Source organism: Bradyrhizobium sp. OK095 (assembly GCF_900109945.1).
Lineage (GTDB): Bacteria > Pseudomonadota > Alphaproteobacteria > Rhizobiales > Xanthobacteraceae > Bradyrhizobium.
This window is the reverse complement of sequence record NZ_FOBX01000007.1, coordinates 232547-258245: the sequence shown is the minus strand read 5'-3', so window position 1 is coordinate 258245 and position 25699 is coordinate 232547. Positions and strand designations below refer to the sequence as shown.

General features: G+C 64.5%; 23 protein-coding genes and 1 pseudogene. 8 read left to right on the top strand and 16 right to left on the bottom strand.

Annotated elements, in window-relative coordinates; translation table 11 throughout:
* Nucleotides 1–179: 179 nt before the first annotated feature.
* The 6 genes from BMW89_RS20190 to BMW89_RS20165 form a co-directional block, all read right to left on the bottom strand.
* Nucleotides 180–380: a hypothetical protein gene (locus BMW89_RS20190; protein ID WP_092028742.1), complete on the bottom strand. Its 201-nt coding sequence runs from the start codon at nucleotides 378–380 to the stop codon at nucleotides 180–182.
* 182 nt (nucleotides 381–562) lie between these two features.
* A complete protein-coding gene (gene lexA / locus BMW89_RS20185; RefSeq protein ID WP_092028930.1) occupies nucleotides 563–1264 on the bottom strand; it encodes a transcriptional repressor LexA in 702 nt (233 codons plus the stop codon).
* A gap of 176 nt (nucleotides 1265–1440) precedes the next feature.
* Nucleotides 1441–2652, bottom strand: coding sequence for a molybdopterin molybdotransferase MoeA (locus tag BMW89_RS20180; RefSeq protein WP_092028929.1), 1212 nt, complete (start codon nucleotides 2650–2652; stop codon nucleotides 1441–1443).
* Nucleotides 2653–2933: 281 nt separating this feature from the next.
* Nucleotides 2934–3116, bottom strand: a complete 183-nt coding sequence (locus BMW89_RS20175) for a hypothetical protein (RefSeq protein ID WP_092028741.1) — start codon at nucleotides 3114–3116, stop codon at nucleotides 2934–2936.
* Nucleotides 3117–3270: 154 nt separating this feature from the next.
* Nucleotides 3271–3900, bottom strand: coding sequence for an HAD family hydrolase (locus BMW89_RS20170; RefSeq protein ID WP_177196189.1), 630 nt, complete (start codon nucleotides 3898–3900; stop codon nucleotides 3271–3273).
* A gap of 8 nt (nucleotides 3901–3908) precedes the next feature.
* Entirely contained in the window at nucleotides 3909–5042 is a 1134-nt protein-coding gene (locus BMW89_RS20165; protein WP_092028740.1) for an alpha-hydroxy acid oxidase, read from the bottom strand.
* A 294-nt stretch (nucleotides 5043–5336) separates the two neighbouring features.
* Here BMW89_RS20165 and BMW89_RS20160 point away from each other — a divergent pair, with 294 nt between their 5' ends.
* On the top strand, nucleotides 5337–6674 hold the full coding sequence (locus BMW89_RS20160) for a S41 family peptidase (RefSeq protein ID WP_092028739.1): 1338 nt from the start codon (nucleotides 5337–5339) through the stop codon (nucleotides 6672–6674).
* Nucleotides 6675–6804: 130 nt separating this feature from the next.
* On the opposite strand, the gene BMW89_RS20155 is transcribed toward BMW89_RS20160, so the two are convergent.
* A complete protein-coding gene (locus BMW89_RS20155; protein WP_177196188.1) occupies nucleotides 6805–9525 on the bottom strand; it encodes a bifunctional diguanylate cyclase/phosphodiesterase in 2721 nt (906 codons plus the stop codon).
* A gap of 312 nt (nucleotides 9526–9837) precedes the next feature.
* Here BMW89_RS20155 and BMW89_RS20150 point away from each other — a divergent pair, with 312 nt between their 5' ends.
* Nucleotides 9838–10002 carry a Flp family type IVb pilin gene (locus BMW89_RS20150; protein ID WP_092028737.1) on the top strand — a complete coding sequence of 55 codons (165 nt, stop codon included), beginning with the start codon at nucleotides 9838–9840 and terminating at the stop codon, nucleotides 10000–10002.
* 6 nt (nucleotides 10003–10008) lie between these two features.
* Here BMW89_RS20150 and moaC read toward each other — a convergent pair whose 3' ends face one another.
* From moaC to BMW89_RS20130, 4 genes are read right to left on the bottom strand one after another with little or no spacing between them, the layout of a single operon-like run.
* The gene (moaC, locus tag BMW89_RS20145) at nucleotides 10009–10521 is read right to left on the bottom strand and encodes a cyclic pyranopterin monophosphate synthase MoaC (RefSeq protein ID WP_092028736.1); all 513 of its coding nucleotides are present in this window, start codon (nucleotides 10519–10521) and stop codon (nucleotides 10009–10011) included.
* The gene (gene trpC / locus BMW89_RS20140) at nucleotides 10521–11339 is read right to left on the bottom strand and encodes an indole-3-glycerol phosphate synthase TrpC (RefSeq protein WP_092028735.1); all 819 of its coding nucleotides are present in this window, start codon (nucleotides 11337–11339) and stop codon (nucleotides 10521–10523) included. The genes moaC and trpC overlap by 1 nt, the downstream gene beginning before the upstream one ends.
* 7 nt (nucleotides 11340–11346) lie before the next feature.
* The gene (gene trpD, locus BMW89_RS20135) at nucleotides 11347–12360 is read right to left on the bottom strand and encodes an anthranilate phosphoribosyltransferase (RefSeq protein WP_092028734.1); all 1014 of its coding nucleotides are present in this window, start codon (nucleotides 12358–12360) and stop codon (nucleotides 11347–11349) included.
* A 14-nt stretch (nucleotides 12361–12374) separates the two neighbouring features.
* The gene (locus BMW89_RS20130) at nucleotides 12375–14273 is read right to left on the bottom strand and encodes a peptidylprolyl isomerase (RefSeq protein ID WP_092028733.1); all 1899 of its coding nucleotides are present in this window, start codon (nucleotides 14271–14273) and stop codon (nucleotides 12375–12377) included.
* A 271-nt stretch (nucleotides 14274–14544) separates the two neighbouring features.
* On the opposite strand from BMW89_RS20130, the gene tpiA reads away from it, so the two are divergent.
* The 3 genes from tpiA (at nucleotide 14545) to pyrG (ending at nucleotide 17625) form a co-directional block, all read left to right on the top strand.
* A complete protein-coding gene (gene tpiA, locus BMW89_RS20125; RefSeq protein WP_092028732.1) occupies nucleotides 14545–15300 on the top strand; it encodes a triose-phosphate isomerase in 756 nt (251 codons plus the stop codon).
* 140 nt (nucleotides 15301–15440) lie between these two features.
* Entirely contained in the window at nucleotides 15441–15827 is a 387-nt protein-coding gene (gene secG / locus BMW89_RS20120) for a preprotein translocase subunit SecG (RefSeq protein ID WP_092028731.1), read from the top strand.
* Between the two features lie 166 nt (nucleotides 15828–15993).
* Nucleotides 15994–17625, top strand: coding sequence for a CTP synthase (gene pyrG / locus BMW89_RS20115; protein WP_092028730.1), 1632 nt, complete (start codon nucleotides 15994–15996; stop codon nucleotides 17623–17625).
* A gap of 7 nt (nucleotides 17626–17632) precedes the next feature.
* Here pyrG and BMW89_RS20110 read toward each other — a convergent pair whose 3' ends face one another.
* Together BMW89_RS20110 and BMW89_RS20105 are read right to left on the bottom strand one after the other, a co-directional pair.
* Complete coding sequence (locus BMW89_RS20110; RefSeq protein ID WP_092028729.1) at nucleotides 17633–20461, bottom strand: DUF3857 domain-containing protein; 2829 nt, start codon at nucleotides 20459–20461, stop codon at nucleotides 17633–17635.
* 140 nt (nucleotides 20462–20601) lie between these two features.
* Entirely contained in the window at nucleotides 20602–21333 is a 732-nt protein-coding gene (locus BMW89_RS20105; protein ID WP_092028927.1) for an ArsR/SmtB family transcription factor, read from the bottom strand.
* Nucleotides 21334–21477: 144 nt separating this feature from the next.
* On the opposite strand from BMW89_RS20105, the pseudogene BMW89_RS20100 reads away from it, so the two are divergent.
* Nucleotides 21478–21870: pseudogene (locus tag BMW89_RS20100) on the top strand (RidA family protein); the annotation flags it as partial.
* A 39-nt stretch (nucleotides 21871–21909) separates the two neighbouring features.
* Nucleotides 21910–22254, top strand: coding sequence for a nuclear transport factor 2 family protein (locus tag BMW89_RS20095; protein WP_092028926.1), 345 nt, complete (start codon nucleotides 21910–21912; stop codon nucleotides 22252–22254).
* A 42-nt stretch (nucleotides 22255–22296) separates the two neighbouring features.
* On the opposite strand, the gene BMW89_RS20090 is transcribed toward BMW89_RS20095, so the two are convergent.
* The 3 genes from BMW89_RS20090 to BMW89_RS20080 form a co-directional block, all read right to left on the bottom strand.
* The gene (locus BMW89_RS20090) at nucleotides 22297–22959 is read right to left on the bottom strand and encodes a class I SAM-dependent methyltransferase (protein ID WP_177196187.1); all 663 of its coding nucleotides are present in this window, start codon (nucleotides 22957–22959) and stop codon (nucleotides 22297–22299) included.
* 106 nt (nucleotides 22960–23065) lie between these two features.
* Nucleotides 23066–24442: a sensor histidine kinase gene (locus BMW89_RS20085; protein WP_092028727.1), complete on the bottom strand. Its 1377-nt coding sequence runs from the start codon at nucleotides 24440–24442 to the stop codon at nucleotides 23066–23068.
* The gene (locus tag BMW89_RS20080) at nucleotides 24439–25113 is read right to left on the bottom strand and encodes a response regulator (RefSeq protein WP_092028726.1); all 675 of its coding nucleotides are present in this window, start codon (nucleotides 25111–25113) and stop codon (nucleotides 24439–24441) included. Before BMW89_RS20080 ends, BMW89_RS20085 begins: the two co-directional genes overlap by 4 nt.
* Nucleotides 25114–25309: 196 nt before the next feature.
* Here BMW89_RS20080 and BMW89_RS20075 point away from each other — a divergent pair, with 196 nt between their 5' ends.
* The gene (locus BMW89_RS20075) at nucleotides 25310–25636 is read left to right on the top strand and encodes an NIPSNAP family protein (RefSeq protein ID WP_092028725.1); all 327 of its coding nucleotides are present in this window, start codon (nucleotides 25310–25312) and stop codon (nucleotides 25634–25636) included.
* Nucleotides 25637–25699 lie beyond the last annotated feature (63 nt).

The following is a 25699-nucleotide window of genomic DNA, read 5'->3' as shown; positions in this document are numbered from 1 at the left end:
CATTCGAAGATAGCAACCCGCGCCTCCTCTCGAGGCGCAGGCCTCTATCAGAGTGGAAGCCCGTCAGCGTCTGCTTGGTTGTGGGCAAATCTGCGGCTTGGATCCGCAGGCAGGATCACAATATCTTTTTCAAATGCACCGGGAACAAAGCCCGCTCCCGTGCATTCGGGAGGCGCGTGTCAGCGCCCGGCGGGCGCCGACCAGCCGGAATATTGCCAGCCCGGCAGCGATGGCTGCGCGACGGCATTGTGGGCGTTGCGGAATTGCTCGCTCGCCGCAGTCTCTTTGCGGATAGGGTGGCGTGATTGTGCGGCGAAAGCCTGCGGCGCTGATGCTGCTATCAGCGTCGCCGCGACTGCACTTAAGATGATCTTGCGCATGATTTTTCCTCGAACCCTTAAAGCCTTGCGAAGCGGTGCTGCTTCGTGCGGCATGGCGAGGATGTAGCGCTGGAAGAGGGGCCGGATAATCTGCGCGAAACCAGAAAGACTATCCAGCGGGAGCGGACAATCATCCGCTCCAATTTTGGATCGGCGACGCCGATCGAAAGCGCGTGGAGCGCTCAGTATTTTCGGTACAGCCCGATCAGCTTGCCCTGAATCTTGACCCGGTTGGGCGGCAGGATGCGGACCTCGTAGGCGGCATTCGCCGGCTCGAGCGCGATCGAGGCGCCGCGGCGGCGGAAGCGCTTCAGGGTGGCTTCCTCATCGTCGATCAGCGCCACCACGATGTCGCCGGTGTCGGCGCTTTCGTTGCGCTGGATCAGCGCCATGTCACCGTCGAGGATGCCGGCCTCGACCATGGAGTCACCGCGTACTTCGAGCGCGTAATGCTCGCCCGAGCCGAGCATGTCGGGCGGCACGCTGATGGTGTGGCTGCGGGTCTGCAACGCCTCGATGGGCGTACCGGCCGCGATGCGACCCATCACGGGCACAGCGACGGGACGCTCGCCCTCGTCAGCGGACGGACTGGAGGCCGTGCGCACCTTGCCGAGATTGCCCTCGATGACGCTCGGCGTGAAGCCGCGGCGGCTGCCGGCGGCGGCCTGGAGCTCGGGTAGCTTGATCACCTCGATGGCGCGGGCGCGGTTGGGAAGGCGGCGGATGAAGCCGCGCTCCTCGAGCGCGGTAATCAGGCGATGGATGCCCGACTTCGAGCGCAGGTCGAGCGCGTCCTTCATCTCGTCGAAGGAGGGCGGCACGCCGCTTTCCTTCAGCCGTTCGCTGATGAACCGCAGGAGCTCGTATTGTTTGCGCGTTAACATCTCGACCAAAATCCCCCGGTTGATGTCGTTCGATTCCGAGACGCTGAATTCGGCAATAAGCCGCTACATGCTCGAAACAAATCATGAACGGACACTATATGTTCGATACATGTTCCGCAACTGCTTAATTTACCGTGAACGCGACAAAGTTCGCGGAACGCATGCGAACGAAGCGTTCAGACGGGCAGGCGCAGCACCTCGCAAGGCGAGCCGGCTGCAGCAATGGGCGCGAACGGCGCGCGCACGAGAAGTGCCTGTGCCGCAGCGAGATTCGCAAGCAGCGAGGAATCCTGATGATTGACGGGAAGGGCTATGAGCGTGCCGTCGTCGCGCAGCTCGAGGCGCGCGCGCAGATAGTCCTCGCGCTGATCGTTGGCGCCGACATCGCGGCCGAGCACCGCGCGCTCGCGGCGGTGGTGAATCAGCGAACGGCCTGACAGCGCGCGAATCAGCGGCACCATGAACAGGAAGCCGCACACATAGGATGACACGGGATTGCCGGGCAGGCCGATCACACGCATCGCGCCGAGCCGGCCGTGCATCATCGGCTTGCCCGGCCGCATCGCGATCTTCCAGAACGCCATCGCGGTGCCTTCGTCCCTCAGCGCCTGCTGGACCAGATCGTGGTCGCCGACCGAGGCGCCGCCAGTGGTGATCAGGATGTCGGCGCCGCTCTCGCGGGCGCGGCGGATGCCGGCGGTGGTGGCGTCCAGCGTGTCGGCGGCAACGCCGAGGTCGATGGTCTCGGCGCCCTCGCTGCGGGCGAGCGCGTGCAGGGCATAACCGTTGGAATAGACGATCTGGCCAGGACCCGGCGTGGTGCCGGGCATGACCAGCTCATCCCCGGTGGCGAGGATCGCGACCTTCGGACGGCGGCGGACAGCGAGGTGCGGGTGGTTCATGCCGGCGGCAAGCGCGAGGTCGCGCTCGGTCAGCCGGTTTCCATGGCGCAGCAGCACGTCGCCTTCCGAGAAATCGACGCCGGCGGGACGGATGTGCCGGCCCGTAACCGCGGCTTCCTTGATCGTGATGCGCTTGCCGTCGGCGACGGTGTCCTCCTGGATCACGACCGCGTCCGCGCCATCGGGAACGACGCCGCCAGTGAAGATCCGCACCGCTTCGCCGGCACTGACCGATCCTGCGAACGGCCGCCCCGCCGCGACCTCGCCGATTAGGGTAAGCTGGGAATCGATCTTCGCCGCATCGGCTGCGCGCACCGCGTAGCCGTCCATCGCCGACATCGCCTGCGGCGGCTGCGTGCGCCGCGCCGCCACATCGCGCGCAAGCACGCGGTGGAAGGCGTTTTCGAGCGCAGCCATTTCCTCGGCCAGAGGCTCTGCACCCGCGAGCACAGCGGCAAGCGCGTCGGAAACCGGCATCAGGGCCACAGCGAACTCCCGCAACACATCGAAGGACTCGGTCGGCAAGGTTCTAGCCGAGCGGAGCAGCCGACGCAAAAGGGCTATATTGGCGCGAAGCGTTCGCTTCCTTTCGGGCGCGACCGTGCCGATCGTTGGACCTATGAAGTCGAAGCCGCGCTCCGCCATTTCGAGCAATAAAGCTCAACTCCGACGCGGCATGATCCGGAATAGGAGACGGACCGGCACGAGGACGGCCATGGTGAGGACGAGAAGGACGAGGGCCACGGGCAGCACCCTCAGGTCCCGGGCTACCTGATCGGACTAACGTCCGGCGCTGCAGGGCCCTGGTCCTTGTCGGGCAGCGGATCGGCCTGCGATTTCAGGTCGGCGGCCTTGCTGATCAGCTTGGCGGAAAGCTCAGAATCCGAGGTGGTCCTGGCGAATTTCATCAGCAGGGAGGCCTGCTTGGTGAGGTATGTTTTGCCCAACACGACGATAGACCCAATGTGTAATTCCCAACGGATTCATGAGTCCTGAGAGGGGCATTCGTTCCCGGAACTTTGTACAAAAATGCACAAAGGGTTTGGGTTCCCAGTCTCCCGGCAAATAGTTCCGGGAGGGGCCGGGTGATCGTCCGGCCTGCGGTCAGATGCCCAACGCTTTGAGCGCGGTCCCGACATCTGTCGGCGAGGTCACATGCACCGCGGTCAGGCCACGCGCCCGTGCTCCCTCGATGTTCTCCGCGAGGTCGTCGAAGAACACGATGCGGTTTGCCGGCAAGCCCATCGCCGCGACCACGTGGTCGAACGCCTCCGCATCCGGTTTGCGCAGGCCAATGCTGGACGACAGATACAGCTCGCGGAAATGGCCGAGCAGGCCGGCATATTCCTTCGAGAAATGGTCGACATGCGGCCGGTTGGTGTTGGAGAAGGCGTAGAGCGGCATCTGCTTCGCGGCGCGCGGCAATAGCTCCGCGATGTCAGGCATTTCGCCGGCGAAGATCGCATTCCAGCCCTCCAGGAACTGTGCATCCGAAATGCCGATCCCGAGTGACGAGCGCAGCGAGGCGAAATACTCCTCATCGCTGATCTTGCCGATTTCGTGCAGCCGGTAGGCCTCCTCGCGCACAAAGCGTGCGACGATGGCTTCCGGCTTGCAGCCCGCATGTCCCGCCCAGCAGGCGACCGCTTTGGAGAAATCGATATCGAGCACGACGCGCCCGAGATCGAACAGAAGCGCATCCGCGCTGCCGGGAGAAAGCGAGGTCACCTGCATCCTTTCACTCAGTAGCGATACGGATCGTGGTCGAACAGCGGGAAGGCGCTGAACACGCTCGGCGCGTTCGTCGCAATTGCCGGATGCAGGCAGGCCTTGTTGACCTCGGCAAACGAGGTGGCGCCCAAAAGGCCAAGGCAGCGCAGCACCTCGTCCTCCAGCAGCTCCAGCATCCGCGTCACGCCGGCTTCGCCGTTGGCCGCCAGGGCCCAGCATTGCAGCCGACCGATGCCGACCATGTCGGCGCCTGCCGCGATCGCCTTGACGATGTCGGTGCCACGGCAGATGCCGCCATCGACCATGATCTTGGCGCGGCCCTTCACCGCGTCGACGATTTCAGGGAGCACATGCATGGCGCCGCGGCCGTGATCGAGCTGGCGGCCGCCATGGTTGGAGACGTAGATCCATTCCACGCCATGATCGACCGCGATCTGGGCGTCCTCGGCGGTGGCGATGCCCTTGAGGATCAGCGGGATCTTGAACTTGTCCTTGACCATCTTCACGGTCCGCCACTCCAGGCCCTTCTGGTAGTCGCCGCCGGTGGCGCGCAGGCGGCTCTCGCGAACATAGCGCTTGGCGATGTCACGTTCGCGACGGCTGTAATGGGCGGTGTCGACGGTCAGGCAGAACGCCGCATAGGCGTTCTTCTCGGCGCGACTGACGACATCGGCGACGAAGGCGTCATCGCCGCGGACATAGAGCTGGTAGAGGCGCAGCGCATCGGGGGCGGCCTCGGCGGTCTTCTCCAGGCCCGGCTCGGACACCGAGCTCAGCATGTGCGCCGCACCAAAGGTGCCGCAGGCCCGTGCCACGCTGGCGGCGCCATCCGGATCGAAGATCTCGAGCGCACCGACCGGGGCCAGCACCACCGGCAGGCGCATCTTGCGCCCGAACTGCTCGACCGAGCCGTCGATCTTGCGCACGTCGCGCAGCACACGCGGCCGGAAGGCGATCTCGTCCAGGGCCATGCGGTTGCGGCGCATCGTGGTCTCGGTCTCGGCGGCGCCGACGATGTAGTCCCAGGCGTTCTGGTTGAGGTTGGAGCGCGCTTTCCGGATGAATTCGTGCAGGTTCTGGAATGGCTCGGTGCTGGCGCCGAGTTCGACATTCCTTTCCGGCTGGATGCGGGGCGCTTCGTTCATTGTTATCCTCCCGAGAATTTGAAGCCTTATCTCATCGCCTAACCCGTCCGGCCCTGCAAAACCATCCTAATATCGCATAGCTGCGAAGCGTAGGCCGGCCAACCGATTCCCGGCCGGCGCGAGACGGTTTTCGAATGTTGCCAAAAGTTTAGGCCCAGACGAAGGGATTTTTGCGGTGTACCCGCCGGCGTGGCATCCCGGCCTTGAAGAAACCAGAATGGTATTGTGAGAACCGGGCTGGATCGCCATTTGCATGGCGGCTCCCGAGCCCCGAGCAAGAAGGCTAACTGATCCATGCGGAAAACCCTGCTGTTCCCCCTGGGCGCGCTCACCGGAGTGTGCCTGACCCTTCTGGTATCCGGTCCGCAGGGCGGACTATGGGCGGCGAGGGCGGCGGCAGGCGCGGACGATGCTTATTCCCAGCTCAATCTGTTCGGCGAAGTGTTCGAGCGGGTGAAGGCCAGCTACGTCGAGAAGCCCGACAATTCCAAGCTGATCGAAGGCGCGATCACCGGCATGGTGACCTCGCTCGATCCGCACTCGCGCTACATGAACGACAAGGCCTGGACCGAGATGCAGGAGACCACCTCCGGCGAGTTCGGCGGCCTCGGCATCGAGGTCACGATGGAGGAGGGCCTGGTCAAGGTCGTCTCGCCGATCGACGAGACGCCGGCCTCGAAGGCCGGCATCATGTCGGGTGACCTCATCAGCAAGATCGACGGTGAGGCCGTGCAGGGCATGACGCTCGAGCAGGCCGTCAACAAGATGAAGGGCCCGGTCGACACCCAGACCAAGCTCACCATCGTGCGCAAGGGCGCCGACGCCCCGCTCGATGTCGCGATCAAGCGCGAGATCATTCATGTGCGCCCGGTGCGCTTCCACGTCGAGAATGGCGATATCGGCTATATCCGCGTCACCTCGTTCAACGAGCAGACCACCGACGGGCTGAAGAAGGCGATCGCGTCGATCTCCAAGGATGTCCCGCCGGAGAAGCTGGTCGGCTACGTGATGGACCTGCGCAACAATCCGGGCGGACTGCTCGACCAGGCCGTGTCGGTGTCGAGCGCCTTCCTGCAGCGCGGCGAGGTCGTTTCGACCCGCGGCCGCAATCCGGAAGAGACCCAGCGCTTCACCGCGCATGGCGGCGACCTCACCAAGGGCAAGCCGCTGGTGATTCTGGTCAACGGCGGCTCGGCTTCGGCCTCCGAGATCGTGGCCGGCGCGCTGCACGACCACAAGCGTGCGACCATCATCGGCACGCGCTCGTTCGGCAAGGGCTCGGTGCAGACCATCATTCCGCTCGGCACCGGCAATGGCGCGCTGGCGCTGACCACGGCGCGCTACTACACGCCGTCGGGCCGCTCGATCCAGGCCCAGGGTATCGCGCCCGACATCGAGATCCTCCAGGACGTGCCGGCGGAGCTGAAGGGCCGGATGGACACCATGGCGGAGTCCCAGATGCGCGGCCATCTGCAGGCCGCCGACGGCACCGAGCAGACCGGATCGCAGTCCTACGTCCCGCCGGAAGAGAAGGACGACAAGGCCCTGCATACGGCCTACGACTTCCTCCACGGCGTGACCGCGAATGCGGTCGCCGCGAAGCCCGCACCGAAGACGACGGTGCCGAACTAAGCCTTACGACTTCGAGACATCGATATCGCCCGGGGGTGGATCACCGCTCCCGGGCGATTTCGTTTGGGGCGCCGTCTCAATGATCTGTGGCCCGGATTGCGCTGCGCTCCATCCGGGCTACGTTCGCTAGCTAGCTCGCCTCTCGCCGGCGGCTTTCCTTGCCGTCGCGCTGGGCGAGCCGGCTCCGATGCAGCGCGAACAGCTCCAGCACCTTTTCGGCCGGCTTTGCGGCACTGAACAGATAGCCCTGCATCTCCGAGCAACCGAGCGCGCGGAGCAGGCGCTGCTGTTCCTCGGTCTCGACGCCCTCGGCCGTGGTGGTCATGCGACGGGCGGCTGCCAGATTGACCACGGCCTGCACGATGCTGGCGGAGCCATCGGGGCCGGCGATGTCGCTGACGAAGCAGCGGTCGATCTTGATCTTGTCGAACGGGAAGCGGTGCAGGTAGCTCAGCGAGGAGTAGCCGGTGCCGAAATCGTCGAGCGCGATGCGCACGCCGATGGCGCGGAGCTGGTGGAGGATCGCCAACGCGGTGTCGTCGTCGCGGATCAGCACCGCCTCGGTGATCTCGAGCTCGAGGCGGCTGGCCGGCAAATTGGATGCGGCGAGCGCCGCCATGATCTTGAGCGCCAGCGTGCCGCTCTTGAACTGCACCGGCGAGACGTTGACGGCGAGGCGGATGTCGTCGGGCCAGGTGGCCGCGTCGCGGCAGGCGGTCGCCAGCACCCATTCGCCGATCTCGTTGATCAGGCCGGTGTCTTCCGCGATCGGGATGAACTCGGCCGGCGAGACCATCCCGCGCTCGGGATGGCGCCAGCGCACCAGCGCCTCGCAGCCGGTGATGCGGTCGTCCTTCAGGCTCAGGCAGGGCTGGTAGTAGACCTCGAGGTCGCCATGGGCGATGGCGTGGCGCAGGTCGATCTCGAGCTGCCGCCGCTCGTGGACCTTGGCGTCCATCTCCGGCTCGAAGAAACGATAGGTGCGGCGTCCGGCGGCTTTGGCGGCGTACATCGCCATGTCCGCGTTCTTCAAGATCTGGTCGAGCGCAGTCCCGTGTCTCGGTGCCAGCGCGATGCCGATGCTGGCGTCGGTGGTGAGATGATGGCCCATGCAGTCGAACGGCGCGCGGATGGCTTCGAAGATTCGCGCGACGAGATCGTTGACTTGGTCCAGCGAGGTGATCGCGCTCTGCACGATCGCGAACTCATCGCCGCCGAGTCGTGCCACGAAGTCCCCCGGGCCCGCGCACCGACTGAGGCTCGCCGCCACCGACTTCAAGAGCTCGTCGCCGACGAGATGGCCGAGCGCGTCGTTGACGCCCTTGAACTCGTCGATGTCGATGTAATGCACCGCGATCTCTTCGCCGTCGGCGATGGCGGCCAGCTCTTGCCGCAGATGCTCGTGGAACATGGCGCGGTTGGGCAGGTCGGTCAGCGCGTCGTAATGGGCGAGGTGAGTGATGCGCTCCTCGATGCGCCTGCGCTCGGTGATGTCTTCGTGCGTCGCCACCCAGCCGCCGTCCGCGAGCGGTTCGTTGAGGATGTGGATCGAGCGTCCATCGGAGGTGTCGACCACCATGGAGTTGCGCGCATGGATGTCGCGCAGCACGCGCCCAACATAGTCGTCGACGTCGCCGGTGAACGAGCCGGTCGCCTTGCGATGGGCGATGATGTCGCGGAAGCTGGAGCCGGGCTTCACCACCTCGGGCGACAGGCCGTACATCTCGATATAGCGCTGGTTGCACACGACGAGCCGCCGCTCGGCGTCGAACAGCAACAGGCCCTGGGTCATGTTGTTGACGGCGCGGTCCAGGCGTAGCTTTTCCAGCGTCAGCCGCTCCCGCGAGAGGCGATGCTGCTCCAGAAGCTTGCGCACGATCGCGATCAGCACGCCGGCGATGGCGAGCGCGGACGAGGCGGCGACCGAGATCAGGATGACGATCTGCTCGCGCCAGTCCGTCAGGGCCGCCGCGCGCGTCGCGGTGGCCATCATCAGGATCGGGAAGTGGGGCAGGGCGTGCGAGGAGATCAACCGGTCCTCGCCGTCGACCGGGCTCATGAAGCGTCCGGCGAAATGGTCGAGCCCGAAGACCCGCTGCTGCGCGAACGGGCCGGTCTTGAAATTCCGCCCCATCAAGTCTTCGGAGTGGGGGTAGCGGGCCAGCAGCGTGCCGTCCCGATGCAGCATCGAGATCGTCGCGCCTTCGCCGAGCACGACCGACTCGAAGAATTTCTCGAAATTGGCCGGCTCGATGCCGCGTCCGACCACGCCCATGAATTCGCCGTTCGGGCCGACGATCTTGCGGACGATCAGGATGGTCCATGCCCCGGAGATGCGGCTGTGCAGCGGCTCGACCAGGATGTCGGGCGCGTTGGGGTCGTATCGGAAGGTGCGGAAATAGGCGCGATCGGCGAGGTTGACCTTCGGAGCCGGCCACGCCGTCGACGAGTTGATCAGATTGCCGTCGGCATCGATGACGTTGACGCCGCCCATATAGGGGAGCGCCTCGATCTTCGAGCGCAGCAGCCGGTGGATGTCCTGGCCGGAGAGGCGCTTGCGATAGTCTTCCGCGCTATTGATGCCGATGGCGCGAACGTGGTCGACGAAGTCCTTCTGGATGACCGCGAAATCCTGCAATTGCTGATCGAAATGATGGGCGAGCATCAGCACGGTGTTTTCCAGCTCGCGGCCGGAGTTGCGTAGCGCGCGCTCGCGGAAGTTCTGCGCCATCAGGACCGCACCGACGGCGATCGCGGCGATCAGGAGCGTGCCGCCCACGACCAGCCAGCGGATCGGTCCGCTGCGCACGAAGGCCTGGTCAAACAGGCGACTGACGTATTTCGTCTTCATGTCGATCGTTACTGCGCACACGCCAGGATCAATTCTTGATCCTCAAAACATCCGTCGGTTTACGGGAACGATGTGGAGGCGAAGTTAGCAAGCGCAGTTAATGCGACATGAATGGCGGCACACAAAAGCAATCCATCCGCGGGATGCAAGCCGTGCAGGAATTGCCGCAAGGCCTCCGCGATGCCGGTCAATTGCTGCCGGCCTTGCGATGATCAACCAAGGCTTAACCATCTAACATGCTGGTGATCCTCAAGCTCGCATTGGCACGTGATTTGCGAACAAGCCTGCCGACGATACAGTGAGGATACGATCATGAAAGACGTTTTGAAAAATTTCATTGCCGACGAATCCGGTGCGACCGCGATCGAATACGGCCTGATCGCCGCCGGCATCGCGCTTGCGATCATCGCCGTCGTCAACAATCTCGGCTCGACGCTGAAGCTGAAATTCGGATCGATCAGCACGTCACTGAAGTAGCCGCGATCAGGCGCGGTAATGGCCGGACTTGCCGCCGAGCTTCTCGACGAGATGGATGCCCTCGATGCGCACGCCGCGTTCGACTGCCTTGATCATGTCGTAGATGGTGAGGCAGGCGACCGACACCGCGGTCAGCGCCTCCATCTCGACGCCGGTCGGGCCCGTGACCTTCACGCTGGCCCGGACCAGGCAGCCCGGCAGCTTGGTGTCGGGCTCGATGTCCACCGTGACCTTCGACAGCGCGAGGGGATGACAGAGCGGGATCAGCTCGGAGGTGCGTTTGGCGGCCATGATGCCGGCGATGCGTGCGGTGCCGAGCACGTCGCCCTTCTTGGCATTGCCCGAGACGATCAGATCGAGCGTCGCCCTGGTCATGACGACGCGGCCTTCCGCGACCGCAAGCCGTTCGGTCGCCGCCTTGTCCGAGACGTCCACCATTCGCGCCTCGCCGGAGGCGCCGATATGGGTGAGGGCAGGGCCGGCCTTGGCCGGTTTGGCTTTTGCGGGCTTACGCGCCATCAGCGCGTGCCTGCGGGGCGCGTAGTCTCGCGTGCAAGCAGCGTGCGTGTGGCGGCAGTGACGTCGGCCTGCCGCATCAGGCTCTCGCCGACCAGGAAGGTCGACATGCCGACGCGCTCGAGCCGGGCGATATCCGCGGGCGTGAAGATGCCGCTCTCGCCGACCATCAGCCGCTCGCTTGGGATCAGCGGCGCCAGCGCTTCGCTGGTCGCAAGCGTGGTCTCGAAGCTGCGCAAATTGCGGTTGTTGACGCCGATCATCGGCGAGCGCAGTTTTAGTGCGCGATCGAGCTCGGCACGGTCGTGGATCTCGATCAGCACATCCATGCCATAGGCGATGGCAGCGTCTTCCAGATCGCTGGCGGTGGCATCGTCGAGCGCATCCATGATGATCAGGATGCAATCGGCGCCATGCGCGCGTGCCTCGACCACCTGATAGGTGTCGAACAGAAAATCCTTGCGCAGCACCGGCAGTGAGGTGGCCGCGCGCGCGGCCACCATGAAGTCGAGATGGCCCTGAAACGAGGGTGTGTCCGTCAACACCGAGAGGCAGGCGGCGCCGCCGGCCTCATAGGCCATGGCAAGCTGTGGCGGATCGAAATCCGCGCGGATCAGCCCCTTTGACGGCGAAGCCTTCTTGACCTCGGCGATCAGCGCGTAATCGCCATTGGCATGCTTGGCCTTGATCGCGCGTACGAAGCCGCGCGGCGCGGGTTGAGCCTTGGCCTTGGCCTCGACGGCGGAGAGCGGCTGCGCGCGCTTGGCGGCTGCAATCTCCTCGCGCTTATAGGCTTCGATCTTGGTCAGGATGTCCGACATGTCAGGCTCAGGCGTTGGAGATCGCAATCAGATGCTTGAGCCGCGCGCTGGCAGCACCGCTGTCGAGCGACTTTGCGCCGATCGCAACACCTTCCCTAAGGTCCTTGGCGCGGCCGGCCACCATCAGGGCGGCGGCCGCGTTGACAAGCGCGACGTCGCGATAGGCGCTCGGCTTGCCGTTGAGCACGCTTAGGAGCGCGATCGCGTTGGAGTCGGCGTCGCCGCCCTTGAGTGCGCCGGGCTCACAGCGCGGCAGGCCCGCGTCCTCCGGCGTGATCTCGAAGTTCTTGATCTCGCCATTGTGGAGAGAGGATACGAAAGTCGGGCCGGTCAGGGTGATCTCGTCGAGGCCATCGGAGCCGTGCACCACCCAGGCGGATTCGGAGCCGAGGTTCTTGAGCACCTGCGCCAGCGGCTGCACCCATTGCCTTGAGAATACGCCGACCATCTGCCGCTTCACGCCGGCCGGATTGGAGAGGGGGCCGAGCAGGTTGAAGATCGTGCGGGTGGCAAGCTCGACCCGGGTCGGGCCGACGTTCTTCATGGCGGGATGGTGGGCGGGGGCGAACATGAAGCCGATCCCGCATTCGCGCACGCAGCGGCCGACCTGCTCCGGCCGGAGGTCGATCTTCACACCGAGCGAGGCCAGCACGTCGGCGGCGCCCGAGCGCGACGACAGCGCGCGGTTGCCGTGCTTGGCCACGGGCAGGCCGGTGCCCGAGACGATGAAGGAGGCGCAGGTCGAGACGTTGACCGAGCCGGAGCCGTCGCCGCCGGTGCCGACGATGTCGATGGCGTCAGGCGGTGCCGCCACGGTCAGCATCTTCGAGCGCATCGCCGTGACCGCGCCGGTGATCTCGTCCACGGTCTCGCCGCGTACCCGCAGGGCCATCAGCAGGCCGCCCATCTGCGAGGGCGTGGCCTCGCCGGACATCATGGCGTCGAAGGCGGACGCAGCTTCGTCACGCGACAGGCTGGCGCCGGTCGCCACTTTTCCAATGATCGATTTCAGGTCGTCCATCGCGTGCTTTCAACTTACTGGTTCGCGCCCGTCACCTGCGCGAAGGCGGCCTGATTGATGGTGGTCCCGATGTCGGCTTCAAGCTTGTTGACGTAGGAGGCGACCTGCTCCTCGGTCTGCGCCTGGTCGAGGGTACCCTTGAGCTTCTTGACCGCTTCGGAGGCGGCGTCGACCGCGGGATCGACGATGTCGGTGACGCGGAAGACGATCATTTCGGTGCCGCCGGTTACCGGCGTCTGTCCGACGCCGTCCTTGGCAGTGCGGAAGGCCGCCGCCACAACGGCGGCAGGCACGCTGGCGGGCGTATCCTCGCGCTTGAAGCCGGTCGCGGTCTCGACCTTGGCGCCGACCGCGGCGGCTTCATCGGCGAGCTTGCCGCCTGCTCCGAGCTTCTGCGCCATCTCGGTCGCCTTGGTCTTCAGCTTGGTCGCGATCTGGTCCTGGCGCCAGCGCGCCTCGACCTGGTCGCGGACCTCGTCGAGATTGCGGTCGCGCGAGGGCGTGATGGCGAGCACATCGTACCAGACATAGCCGCCCTTGAACGAGATCGCGTCGTTGTCGACGCCGACATCGGTGTTGAAAGCCTGCGATACCAATTCGAGGCCCTGCGGGATGCTGGGGATCGGCTGGCCGTTCGGGGCGCGGCCGGAGCGATCGACGGCGTCGATGGTGACGGCGGCGAGGCCGAGCTTTTGCGCTGCGTCGATCACGCTGGCGCCGCCGCCGCGCTCGTCTTCCATCTTGTCGCGGAGATCGGCGACCTTGATGCGCGCGCGCTCGGTGGCGATCTCGCGCTTGAGGTCGCCGGCAACGCTGGCGTAGTTCGCCTCATTGCCCGGCTCGATCTTGCCGACCTTGACGATGGATGTGCCGATGCCGCCCTGGATCGGCTGGCTGATCTCGCCTGCGGGAAGCGCGAAGGCGACATTTCCGACCGCGGCGTCGAGCGAGGATTTGGCCACGAGCCCGAGGTCGACTTCGGAGGCGCTGAGCCCGCGCTCCTTACCGAGGTCCTCGAACGAGGTCCCGCCGGCGAGGCGCTCGCGTGCCGCCTTGGCCTCAGCCTCATTGGGGAACACGAGCTGCTGGATCTGGCGCTTCTCCGGCGTGCCGAGCCGGTCCTTGCGCTGCTCGAACAGTTTCTTAGCGTCCTCGTCGGAGACCTCGCTCCATTTGCCGATTTCTTCCGGCGAGATCACGGCGAAGGCGATCTTGCGATATTCGGGCGCGCGGAACTGGACTTTGTGATCCTCGAAATAGGCGGCGAGCGCCTCAGGCGAGGGCGCCTCGATGGTGCCGGCCTGGGCTGCGTCGAGCCTGACGAATTCGATCGCGCGCTGCTCGTTCTGGAAACGCGTCAGCACGTCGAGCAACGCCTTCGGCGGCTCAAGGCCGGCGCCGATCGTGCCGGTGATCTGCCGGCGCAGCGACACCTTGCGCTGGTCGGCGACGTAGCGCTGCTCGGTGTAGCCGAAGTTGCGAATCACAGCCTGGAAGCGGTTCGGATCGAAGCTGCCATTGACGCCCTTGAAGTTGGGGTCGTTCATGATGAACTGGCGGATCTGGTCGTCGGACTGACCGAGCCCGAGCCGGCGTGCCTCTTCGTCGAGGGCGGCTTCCGCGATGGTCTGCTGGAGCACCTGACGGTCGAGGCCGAAGGCGCGCGCCTGGTCAGGCGTCAGCGGACGGCCGACCTGGCGGCTGATCTGTTGCAGGCGGTCGGTGTAGATCTGACGGAACTCGTTCAGCGAAATCTCGGTGCCGCCGACCTTGGCGACGGTGGACTGCCCAAAGCCCTTGAAGATGTCGGCGATGCCCCAAACGCCGAAACTGATGATCAACACGCCCATCACGATGGCCATGATGGTCTTGCCGACCCAGTTTGATGAGGCCTTGCGCATTCCTCGAAGCATTTGGTCCAACTTGTCTGGCAGGAGGGGAACGGGAGCGCGTCTTAATGCAGATTCCGCGCGTCACCAAATTGATATGCCATCATAAAGTGGCGGCTTTCCCCCCGCAACCTCAGGTCAGGCAGGTCGCCGGTTCTGCGGTTAAAAGCCCCAAAGCGTTTTCCAGCGGAGTGGACCCCGGTTCGCGTCAAGAAAACGCGTCAAAACAAGAATCTGGAACTGCCGCGGCAGCTCTGCTAGCGCTGCACAAAACCTCATTCTGCGGGAAATTGACATGACCGACGCCATCCGACCGCTGATTGCCGGCAACTGGAAAATGAACGGGCTGAGGGGCTCGGCTGCCGAATTCGACGCCATGCTCAATGGCGCGGCAGAAATGGCAGCCAAGGCCGATCTGCTGGTCTGCCCGCCGGTAACCCTGGTCGCGGCCTTCGCCGACAAGGCGCGCGGCAAGACGGTTGCGGTGGGGGCCCAGGATTGCCACCCCAAGGCCTCCGGCGCCCATACCGGCGATATCGCCGCCGAAATGCTGGCGGATGCCGGCGCGACCGCCATCATCGTTGGCCATTCCGAGCGCCGCGCCGACCATGGCGAGAGCGATGCCCTTGTCAGGCAGAAGGCCGAAGCCGCCTGGCGCGCCGGGGTGTTCGCGATCGTCTGCGTCGGCGAGACCCAAGGCCAGCGCGACGCCGGCCAGACCCTGGATATCCTGCGCGGCCAGCTCGATGGCTCGTTGCCGGACGCCTCGACCGCCGCGAATTTGGTCGTGGCCTATGAGCCGGTCTGGGCGATCGGCACCGGCCTGACCCCCACGGCCCAGGATGTCGAGCAAATTCATGGCTTTATCCGGGAGTTCCTGACCTCCCGGTTTAGCGCTGATGGGGCGAAGATGCGGATCCTCTATGGCGGCTCGGTGAAGCCCTCGAACGCGGCCGAGCTGATGGCGGTCAAGAACGTCAACGGCGCGCTGATCGGCGGCGCCAGCCTGAAGGCGGCCGATTTCCTTGCGATTGCCAAAGGCTGCCCCTAGCTAACGTCTGAACGCGATCGGGACCCGATCGGGGGTGGCAATGCCGTTTCCGATCGTGTAACACCGCGCAACTTCAGGAAAACCCGCGAAGCGCGATCGGCCGCCGTCTCGGCGCTGTCGGCTTGTGACGGAAGGACATTATGCAGACTGTTGTCATCGTCATTCACCTCATGATCGTCTCCATCATGATTGGCGCCGTTCTGCTCCAGAAGTCGGAAGGCGGCGGCCTCGGCATGGGCGGAGGCGCGGGCTTCATGTCGAGCCGCGGCACCGCGAACCTGTTGACGCGGACGACCGCGATTCTCGCTGGCGGCTTCTTTCTGACCAGCCTGTTCCTGTCCTGGCACGCCGGGTACAACCGCGCGCCCTCGTCGATCATTGGCACGCCGGCGTCGCAGAGCCAGCCGGCCGGCGGATCGCCGCTCGCGCCGCCGACTTCGGGCGGCATCCTGGATTCGCTGAAGAAGGCCGACGAGCAGCAGCAGGCGCCGGCTCCGAGCGGTCCGCAGGTGCCGCGCTCGCAATAAAGCAGGGGGGCCATGCAGGGCGGCTGCTAGCGTCCTGCATCAACAATCCCCATCAAGGCACTGTCACCACACTTAGTTTTGGCTCACCCACAGGCCCGCAAAATCTTTGGGGCGGAATACGAATCGCTTTGGCGAATCGAATTCGAGGGATTAGAGGTTAGGCCCCATGGCGCGGTACATATTCATCACCGGCGGCGTGGTTTCTTCGCTCGGCAAGGGTCTGGCTTCAGCGGCACTCGGTGCTCTGTTGCAAGCCCGGGGCTACAAGGTCCGCCTCCGCAAGCTCGATCCCTATCTCAACCTCGATCCCGGAACGATGTCGCCGTATCAGCACGGCGAAGTGTTCGTGACCGATGACGGCGCGGAGACCGATCTCGATCTCGGTCACTATGAGCGCTTCACGGGCCGGCCTGCGACCAAGGCCGACAACATCACCACGGGGCGCATCTACCAAGACATCATCACCAAGGAGCGCCGCGGCGATTATCTCGGCGCGACCATCCAGGTGGTTCCGCACGTCACCAACGCCATCAAGGAATTCGTCCTCTCCGGCAATGACGATTACGATTTCGTGCTGGTCGAGATCGGCGGCACCGTCGGTGACATCGAGGGCCTGCCGTTCTTCGAGGCGATCCGCCAGCTCAAGAACGAGCTGCCGCGCGATCATGCCATCTACATTCACCTGACGCTGCTGCCTTACATTCCGAGCGCCGGTGAGCTGAAGACGAAGCCGACGCAGCACTCGGTCAAGGAGCTGCGTTCGATCGGCATCCAGCCGGACATCCTGCTCTGCCGTACCGACCGCGAGATCCCGAAGGAGGAGCGTCGCAAGCTCGGCCTGTTCTGTAACGTGCGCGAGAGCGCCGTGATCGAGGCGCGTGACGCCGACAGCATCTACGCCGTGCCCGAAGCCTATCACAACGCGGGCCTCGACGACGAAGTGCTCGCAGCTTTCGGCATCGGCTCGCGGATTCCGCCGGTGCTGCAGAGCTGGCAGAAAATCAACGAGCGCATCCGCAATCCCGAGGGCAACGTCACCATTGCCATCGTCGGCAAATATACCGGCATGAAGGATGCGTATAAGTCGCTGATCGAAGCGCTTTCGCATGGCGGCATCGCCAACAAGGTGAAGGTCAATCTCGACTGGATCGAGAGCGAGATCTTCGAGAAGGAAGATCCGGCGCCGTTCCTCGAGCACGTCAACGGCATCCTGGTGCCCGGCGGCTTCGGCCAGCGCGGCGCCGAAGGCAAGATCCGCGCGGCGCAGTTCGCGCGTGAGCGCAATGTGCCGTATTTCGGCATCTGCTTCGGCATGCAGATGGCGGTGATCGAGGCTGCGCGAAATCTCGTCGGCATCGAGGAGGCCAACTCCACCGAGTTCGGCCCCACCAAGGAGCCCCTGGTTGGCCTGATGACGGAATGGCTGCGCGGCAACGAACTCGAGAAGCGCTCGAATGCCGGCGATCTCGGCGGCACGATGCGGCTCGGCGCCTATCCCGCCGCGCTCAACCGCGGCAGCCGCGTCTCGCAGGTCTATGGCGGCGCGACCGAGATTTCCGAGCGCCACCGCCACCGCTACGAGGTCAACACCGCCTACAAGGACCGCCTCGAGCAGCACGGGTTGAAATTCTCAGGCCTGTCGCCCGACGGCGTGCTGCCCGAAATCGTCGAGTACCAGGATCACCCCTGGTTCATCGGCGTCCAGTTCCACCCCGAGCTGAAGTCGCGGCCGTTCGAGCCGCACCCGCTGTTCGCCTCGTTCATCCAGGCGGCGATGGTGCAGAGCCGGTTGGTGTAGATAGCTGTCACGGCGTCGCCTGGCGCGGCGCCGAAGTGGCTGTCGCGGCGGAATCCTCGCCCTTCATGCGCGCCAGTTCCAGGCCGGCGGCGATATGCTCGATGTACATGATGACACCGAGCTCGCGTGTCTTGTTGAAGTAGGTCTGCGCGGTCTTCTTGTCGCCGGCCGAGAGATAGTGCTCTCCGATGTAGAAATATCCCTCCGCCAGCGCCATCTGGCGGTCGTCGCCTTTCTTGTCATCCACCGACTTGATGACGTCGTCGGGTGTCATTGCGCCCGCGACCATGGCGAGCGCCGCGCGCGGCCACTCGCCACGCTGCTCCATGGTCGCACGCTTCAGCAGATCGGCGGGAGCCGGCTTGCCGAGCCGGGCATAGGCGATGACAAGCCAGATGTCGCAATAGACCCGGCTTTCCTTGTCGGCCAATTCGCTCGCCCTGGTCAGGTCGGCAACTGCCTCTTCGATACGGCCGGCGAGCAGGCGCGACACGCCACGTCCCCGGAACGTTCCGGCCGCAGTTCCCCCAAGCGGGATCGCCTTTGAATAGTCGGCGATGCTCTTGTCGAATTGCCCGGTGCGGAAATGGATTTCGCCGCGGCAGATCAGAGGCCCGAACGAACTGGGTGCGAGGCGCACCGCGGCGCTGGTGTCCTGGATGGCTTCGTCATAGCGATCCAGCTCCGCAAAGCTCTGGCCGCGAATGCAGTAGGCGTCCGCTAGATCGGCTCCGGTGAGCTTTCCGCCATCGATCGTCTCCGTTGCCTTCTTGAGGGTCTGCTCGCTCAGGTCCTGGAGACGCTTGGTGAAGCTGGATTGGTTCGACTGATCGGCCGACTTGATCGCAAGCTTGCTCACGAAGATGAGCCCGCCGACCGCCTTGTTGAAGGCCCTGACGTCATCGGCATAGGCCGCGTATTTGTCCGGCTCGACGGAGGCGCGGAGCGTCGTCAGATCCATCGATCGCTTGGCGATGTTGCCGCGAAACGATTCCGAGATCGTCGCGCTGAAATATTTGTTCTCGACCGTCTGGGCGCGGGGATCGACGAAGTCGCTGACGTTTTCCGGAAAGGTGATTTCCAGATTGTACTTGCCATGGAACGGATATCCGGCAATGCGCATCGGCGTCGTCCGGTTCGCCGATGACGACGTCGTCATGACGTCGACGAAATTGTCCGGCCTGAAATAGAACAGCCAGTTTCCGTCGCGTTCGGTGGCGAGTTTCGGGACCTTGTAGGTCGCACCGATCGTCAAGGTGTTGTTGACGGGATCGTCCGCGATGGTGGGCTCGCCGACCATCGCGGCGCCGGGATAGCGGCGCTCCATCACGTCGCCGAACGTCCTCAAGATGCGGTCGCGCGAACTGAGCTCGAACACGACGCGGATTTGTTCCGCCGTGAGGCCGCTGAGGACGCGCTTGAGTTCCAGCTGGCCCTCGTCGCCGAACTTGGCGAGCGTGATGCGTTCAGCGATTTCGTCCTCGACGAGATCGCTGCCGGTGTTGGGGATCGACGTCAGCTCTGTCGTGCCCTGGCCGACCACCAGCACCTGCGCACCACTATGGGCCTGACCCATCCGGTTCAGAAGGCCACGCTGACCAAGCCGGGTCGGATCGAGGAAGTAGACTTGGCCGTCGACGACTGCCCGCACGATCGCATGATCGAACAATTGCGGGCTCGGCAGCGTCTTGTCGATACCCTCGCGCCGGCCGATCTGGAGCAGGACGGGGTTGCTCTCGATGCCGAGCTCGCGCAGCAGCGTGACCAGCAGGAACGACTTGTCCTTGCAGTCGCCATAGCGGCGCCGCAGCACTTCGTCGGGTGACGCGGGGCGATGCGAGCTCTCGCCCAGCGAAACCGAGAAGTAGCGGATTTGCGACTGCACGAATTCCAGTGCGGACGTCACGCGTTCCTGGTCCGAGCCGAGGCTCCGGATTCGGTTGACGGCAGTGCGAAGGTCTTCGCCGATGGCAGGCTTGGCATCGAACAAGGTGGCTGCCCAGCTCGCCACTTCGCTCCAGCTTGCAAACTCCGAGAATTGCAGGAAGCGATAGCCGAAGAAATCGGGCGCTGTCTGGGCCTCACCGACAATCTCGGACAGGCCTTCCTGGCTGAAGTCCAGCCGGCGCATGCCGTCACGCACGCTTTCACTGGGAACGAGCGCCGGGGATGCGCGATCGCCGACCATCCGCCATTGGATCGGCCGGCCGACCGGATGGTTCATCACCACCCGGCGACGCAGTGTGGGCAGGCTCTGGTCCCAGAGGCTCAGGCCCAAATACTTGCCGCCGAACACGGGATTGTCGCCGGAAGTCGAGTAGGCAATGTCGAGTGTGTCGCCGACGCGCAGATCGTCGATCAGGATCGATGCCGTGACGTGTCCGCTGTAGACGCCGTTCTCCAGGCCTTGCTCGCGCTGGAGGAACCGAATGTTCGAGGTCCTGGTCCGGTCGAGCTGCTCCTGCGCCCGCTGGATCCTGACCCAGTGCAGCTGGACGCGCTCGTATTCAGGCGCAAAGGAGATCGAGAAGCGGCCGGCGGCAGTGAGCGAGGCTGCATCGTTGATAGCCATCGCGCGCCGGACGTAGGTGACCGGCGTCGGTCCGACCAAGAATTGGGTTTCCATCAGCCTGATCACGATCGGCTGCGGCTTCGTCACCTCGGGAAGCGGCGTGGGATCGACCCAGGATGGGATCGGGTCGGCGAGGGTGAAGGCGTTGCTCTCGACCTGCACTTCCTTCAATTGCTGGCCGGGAGCGGGTTGCGCAGAGAGATTGTGGGACGCCAACAGGCCGGCGAGCACGACGCCCGCACGGAAAAACCTCGCTAGATACATGCTTCACCTCTGCCGCTCAGAGGTTGTATAGAGGATGCGCCGCCGTCGTTCAATGCGAACGCCGCGGCGGCGCCTTCATCGCCCTTTAGGTTGTTGTCTGCGCATGATCTTTTCGGAAAACCGCTTCGCACTTTTCCGGTTCATGCTTTAGCCTTGACGTCCGGTGGGTCGATTTGAAGACTGAGGTCATCCAAGCCAAAGGCATTGCGAAGACCGGTCTGGCCAGCAGTCGTTAATTGCACGGCCCGTGTATCGTTCACTCGGACGAGCCAACTCAGGTCCAGGCAGCGTCGTTGAATCTCGGCTCCGACATGACCGGCGATATGATACCGACGTTCGCTCCAGTCGAGGCACGGCTTGCAAAAGATGCGCTTGTTGCTGCGCTTGAGGCCCAGATCGACGCCAAATTCTGTCAACACCTTCGCACCGGAATCGGTGACATCGCCACCATCTTCGCCAAGGACGATGCAACCGCTGGCGATCAGAGAGTCTGCAATCGCAACACCCAATCGGCCTGCCAGATGATCGTAGCAGGTGCGACCGAACCGCAGCGCCGCGTCACGCGCAGATCGGGGTTGATATCGCTGAGGAACCTCGAGAGCCGCGACCAGCTTGATACTCTCAAGCATGCTGGCGACCAGCGGTGAGGCAATGCGGTAGTACCGATAGCTGCGCTTCTTGGTCACCGAGATAAGCCGGGCGTCGACCATCCTGGTCAGGTGCTCACTGGCTGTCGGCCGCGAAATTCGTGCCAGGAACGCCAACTCACTTCCGGTCAAGGATTGTCCGCCCATGAGGGCTGACAACATGGTCGCGCGCGCCGTATCGCCGACGAGCGCTGCAACCTCGACCAAATTCGCTGCCGCAACCATAGCGTCCTCTACCATTGTCCGCTTGGGATCAACAAGCGACGTGAGTTCGGCACGCACCAAACTCGCGACTGGAGACAAATGGCGGGGTCGGATGCGACAGCACGGAAGGTGTTTAGTCCACTCGATCGTGTCCTGGAGGCGGCCGTGAAGCGCGAACCCATCAGAGTTGAGCCCATTTCCACGTATTTGGAGCGGCGGCGGAAGGGGCCGATCTGTCCCGTCATTGTCGCCGGTGAGACGGTTTACGTCTCAGGCCTCCCGCCATTTGATCCCATCACCGGTGAGATCAGGCGATTGCCGTTCGTGCAGCAAACCGAGATCGTTCTCGACCAGATGAAACTTTGCCTGGAGGTTGCCGGCTCGTCGTTGCAGCAGGTCGTGAAATGCAACGTCTACTGCACGCCTGATGGTTCAAATTTCGGTGCGTTCAACGATGTCTACCAACGCTATTTTCCCATCTCGCCGCCTGCGCGCATCTTTCTAACCGTGCCTTCCTGGCCGGGCGAATTTGACGTGGAGGTCGATTGTGTGGCGCTCAAATCCGATCTGGAAGATCGACCGGCTTCCGCAAGGGATATGAACGCACTGAAGCACCTTAACGCGGGCTATATGCGCTCGGTCTCCATGAAGGATGTCGATTGGTTCCGCGAGCATCTAAGCGATGATTTCCTCAACAGCAACCCTGACGGATCAGTGGTTGATCGTGCCGGGTTCATCGAGCAAATCGCAAGGCCCGTATCCATATCCAATTTGGGATACGAGGACGAACGAATCCGGATCATGGGTGATATGGCGATTATCCATGCGCGGACGACCTATGCCAGGGCCGACGGGTCGATCGGATTTGGACGATACACCGATAGTTGGGCGCGCCGAGGTGGCGTCTGGGTTTGTGTCGCCGCTCACGTCACGCGGGGATGAGTTTGCGGCTCCGTCGAGCCGCTTCCCCATCGACGGTCTGCCTCAGGGCAGGGAGGTGGAGGCATGTTCCAGAGGCATCGCGCCCATGCCGACCCGCATTGAGGCCTCCAGCGCAACCGATCCCGCGATGAGCTTCATCTGCGGCCGCCGCGTCAGCCTGTAGACCGCGGCGGGGGGCACGTTGAGGAAGGCGCGATCCACCAGTGTTGCGCGCAGGCCGAGCCGGTCGAGCACCGGCCGCGGGATCGGGCAGCTCATGCCGTAGGTGAACTGGTAGAACGCGCCACCCGGGCGGAGATAGCTGAACGCGCCGCCGACGATCGAGATGACCTTGCGCGTCGACATGTTGAGCAGCGGCAGGCCGCTCACGACCGCGCCGACGGGCGCACCGTCATAGAGGCGTTCTGACGCAAGCCGCGACGCGTCCATCCACAGCACGCGTGCGCCGGGAAAACGCATTTGCAGGAGCTTCGTGAAGTCCGAGCCGTATTCGATCAGCGTGAGATCCTGTGGCCGGACGCCGCGCTTGAGCAGCTTGTAGGTGAACGCGCCGGTGCCGGGGCCGAGCTCGAGGATCGGACCTGTCGTTGCACTGATCTCGCGCGTGATGAGCTCGGCGAGCGCCGCACCCGATGGTGCGATCGCGCCGACCCGACGTGGGGACGACATCCAGGACAGGAAGAACGAAAGAAAATCGTTGGGCATGCGCACTCCGGCATCTTGGTTTGCACCTCCAGAGATCAGAGGTGAGACGGATGCAGTGTCGCGGGAGCGCATTGCGACAGCATTGCGCTGTCGGAGGCGGATTGAATCAACTCTGTCGCGCGGGCGGCAGCGTCATCCGGAAGCAGGCGCCGCCATCCGGCCCGTCCGCAACCGAGACGTGGCCGCCATGCAGCTGCACGATCTCGCGCACCATGTTGAGGCCGAGGCCGGCACCGCGATCGAGCGGCGTCAGCCGATAGAACGGCTCGAAGATCTGTTCGCGCTGGTCGGCGGGAATGCCGGCGCCTTCATCGGTGACCTCGATGCTCGCGGCGCTGCTGACGCGAATCCCGATCGTGCCGCGGCGAGGGCCGTGCTGGATTGCATTCTGCACGAGATTGGTCAGTGCGCGTTCCAGCGCCGCCGCATCGCCGATCGTCTCGATCGGCGTCTCCGGGGCATCGAGCGCCAGCTCGTAGCCGGCGGCAATCGCCAGCGGTGCGAGGTCGGCGGCGACGCTTTGCGCAACCGCGGCGAGATTGACGTTCGTGAAGGGATGGCCGCAGCGGTCGAGCCGCTGGATATCGAGCAATTGCTCGGCGAGCGTCGCCAGCCGTCCGGCATCCTCCAGCAGGCGGGTCTTGTCCGGTCCCGGGGCAAGCGATTCGAGTCGTGTGTTCAGGATCGCGATCGGCGTGCGCAGCTCGTGCGCGGCGTCGGCGACGAACCGCTTGTGGCGGGCATAGCCCTGGTCGAGCCGCGCCAGCGCGTCGTTGATCGCGGCCACCAGTGGTACGACCTCCAGCGGAATTCCCTCCACCGAGAGCCGCGCGCCGCGCTGATGGATATCGATGCGCCGTGCCTCGTCCGCGGTGGTATCGAGCCCCCTGAACGCGCGCTGCACGATCATCGGTGTCGCAATGAACGTCGCCGTTCCCATCATGAGCAGGCCGGGCAGGGCAATGCCGAGGAAGGCGAGTGACGTCATGAACAGCGCCTTGGCGCCGGTGAGCCGTCCCTGTGTCGCCGTGATGATCTGCACATTGCCGGCGTCGGTATCGACCCGCTTCAGCCGCGCCGCCGGCTTGCGCGGATCGTCCTCGAACATCTGCCAGCCGAGCCGTGCCTGGCTGATCTGATCGAGGCCACCGCCGATCGCGGCGAATTCGGCCGGCACCGTGCCTTCGCTGAGCGAATGTCCCTGCTTGTCGCGGACCAGGAACCAGAGATCGGGCGTTTCGCCACGCAGCTGCTTCAACTCGGACGTCTGGCGCACGATCAGGTCACCTTGCGCATCACGCGCGAGCGCGCGCTGCACAAGTTCGATCACGCGATCCTCGTCCCGGTCGGCGAGCATGAAGCCGGACGCGCACAGCCCGGCGAGGACGACCGCAATCAGCGCGATCAGAATCGCGGCCTGGAGCGAGAGCAGGCGCCAGCTCAGCCGCGAGCGCAGGCAATAGGGATCGGCGGGCTTGCTCATGGCAGCTTCCTGAGGAGATAGCCGACGCCGCGAATGCCGTGGATCTCCAGGCCTGCTTCGGCCTCGGCGAGCTTGCGCCGCAGCCGTGAGATATGGGTGTCCAGCGCGTTCGACTGGATCTCGTCGTCGAAATTGTAGACCGCCTCTTCGAGCGCCGAGCGCAGCACCGTTCGGCCCATGCGGCGGATCAGGGCTTCGAGCACCAGCAGCTCCCGGCGCGGCAGCTCGAACGGCTGGCCGTCGATGCTGGCTTCGCGATGGCCGACATCGAAGGCGAGGCGGCCGGCGCGGATAACGTCAGGGGAGAGGCCGGCGGGCCGCCGCAGCACCGCGCGCAGCCGTGCCAGCAACTCCTCGACCGCGAACGGTTTTGCAAGATAATCATCGGCGCCGCTGTCGAGCCCGGCAATGCGATCGGCGAGCTCGCCGCGCGCGGTGAGGACGATGATCGGCACGCCGTCGGCGCGCGCGCGAAGCTTTGGGATCAAGGTGAGGCCGTCGCCGTCAGGAAGGTGGCGGTCGAGCAGGACGGCAGCATGGACGTCGGCGGAAATGGCCTCCTCCGCCTCCGCGAGCGTCGGGGCATGATCCACCACCATGTCGTAGCGCTTCAGCGCCGACGAAAGCGCCGTGGCCATCTCCGCCTCATCCTCGACGAGCAAAATCCGCATGTAACAGGCACCTGAATCGCAACTGAGCCCATTTAGCGGCCCGATCATTGCGGCAGCATTGCGGGAGCCGGACGCTGCGCGTTGCCGGTGCCTGCCCAGCCATGCGCAAAACGCCACAGGGGCGGCCGGGCAGGGCTCAAGACACCGTCAAGGCCAGCCGTTATAACGGCCCGACCTGTTCAGGGAGGAAACAAGAATGATCTACGAAATGCGCATCTATCGCTGCGTGCCCGGCCGCCTTCCGGCGCTCTTGAAGCGGTTCGAGACCGCCACGCTGAAGATCTGGGAGAAGCACGGCATCAGGCAGGCCGGATTCTTCACCACGCTGATCGGCGAATCCAACCAGGAGCTGACCTATTTCCTGGCCTGGGAGTCGCTCGCCGAGCGCGAGGCGAAGTGGGGCAAGTTCATGACCGACCCGGACTGGATGAAGGCACGCGCCGAGAGCGAAGCCGACGGCCAGATCGTCGGCAACATCGTCAGCCAGTTCCTGACGCCGACGGCCTTCTCCTCGGTCAAGTAGCAGCTCCCGTCACAGGGCGCGCCGGGGAAGCCCGGCGCAACCCTGATATTCTGGCAGTCCGGG

What these genes read in the sequence shown, in the direction of transcription:
- BMW89_RS20190 (WP_092028742.1), bottom strand. Translation starts at nt 380, where the DNA reads ATGCGCAAGATCATCTTAAGTGCAGTCGCGGCGACGCTGATAGCAGCA.
- lexA (WP_092028930.1), bottom strand. Translation starts at nt 1,264, where the DNA reads ATGTTAACGCGCAAACAATACGAGCTCCTGCGGTTCATCAGCGAACGG.
- BMW89_RS20170 (WP_177196189.1), bottom strand. Translation starts at nt 3,900, where the DNA reads ATGCAGGTGACCTCGCTTTCTCCCGGCAGCGCGGATGCGCTTCTGTTC.
- BMW89_RS20165 (WP_092028740.1), bottom strand. Translation starts at nt 5,042, where the DNA reads ATGAACGAAGCGCCCCGCATCCAGCCGGAAAGGAATGTCGAACTCGGC.
- BMW89_RS20160 (WP_092028739.1), top strand. Translation starts at nt 5,337, where the DNA reads ATGCGGAAAACCCTGCTGTTCCCCCTGGGCGCGCTCACCGGAGTGTGC.
- BMW89_RS20155 (WP_177196188.1), bottom strand. Translation starts at nt 9,525, where the DNA reads ATGAAGACGAAATACGTCAGTCGCCTGTTTGACCAGGCCTTCGTGCGC.
- BMW89_RS20150 (WP_092028737.1), top strand. Translation starts at nt 9,838, where the DNA reads ATGAAAGACGTTTTGAAAAATTTCATTGCCGACGAATCCGGTGCGACC.
- moaC (WP_092028736.1), bottom strand. Translation starts at nt 10,521, where the DNA reads ATGGCGCGTAAGCCCGCAAAAGCCAAACCGGCCAAGGCCGGCCCTGCC.
- trpC (WP_092028735.1), bottom strand. Translation starts at nt 11,339, where the DNA reads ATGTCGGACATCCTGACCAAGATCGAAGCCTATAAGCGCGAGGAGATT.
- trpD (WP_092028734.1), bottom strand. Translation starts at nt 12,360, where the DNA reads ATGGACGACCTGAAATCGATCATTGGAAAAGTGGCGACCGGCGCCAGC.
- BMW89_RS20130 (WP_092028733.1), bottom strand. Translation starts at nt 14,273, where the DNA reads ATGCTTCGAGGAATGCGCAAGGCCTCATCAAACTGGGTCGGCAAGACC.
- tpiA (WP_092028732.1), top strand. Translation starts at nt 14,545, where the DNA reads ATGACCGACGCCATCCGACCGCTGATTGCCGGCAACTGGAAAATGAAC.
- secG (WP_092028731.1), top strand. Translation starts at nt 15,441, where the DNA reads ATGCAGACTGTTGTCATCGTCATTCACCTCATGATCGTCTCCATCATG.
- pyrG (WP_092028730.1), top strand. Translation starts at nt 15,994, where the DNA reads ATGGCGCGGTACATATTCATCACCGGCGGCGTGGTTTCTTCGCTCGGC.
- BMW89_RS20110 (WP_092028729.1), bottom strand. Translation starts at nt 20,461, where the DNA reads ATGTATCTAGCGAGGTTTTTCCGTGCGGGCGTCGTGCTCGCCGGCCTG.
- BMW89_RS20105 (WP_092028927.1), bottom strand. Translation starts at nt 21,333, where the DNA reads ATGGTTGCGGCAGCGAATTTGGTCGAGGTTGCAGCGCTCGTCGGCGAT.
- BMW89_RS20095 (WP_092028926.1), top strand. Translation starts at nt 21,910, where the DNA reads ATGAACGCACTGAAGCACCTTAACGCGGGCTATATGCGCTCGGTCTCC.
- BMW89_RS20090 (WP_177196187.1), bottom strand. Translation starts at nt 22,959, where the DNA reads ATGCCCAACGATTTTCTTTCGTTCTTCCTGTCCTGGATGTCGTCCCCA.
- BMW89_RS20085 (WP_092028727.1), bottom strand. Translation starts at nt 24,442, where the DNA reads ATGAGCAAGCCCGCCGATCCCTATTGCCTGCGCTCGCGGCTGAGCTGG.
- BMW89_RS20080 (WP_092028726.1), bottom strand. Translation starts at nt 25,113, where the DNA reads ATGCGGATTTTGCTCGTCGAGGATGAGGCGGAGATGGCCACGGCGCTT.
- BMW89_RS20075 (WP_092028725.1), top strand. Translation starts at nt 25,310, where the DNA reads ATGATCTACGAAATGCGCATCTATCGCTGCGTGCCCGGCCGCCTTCCG.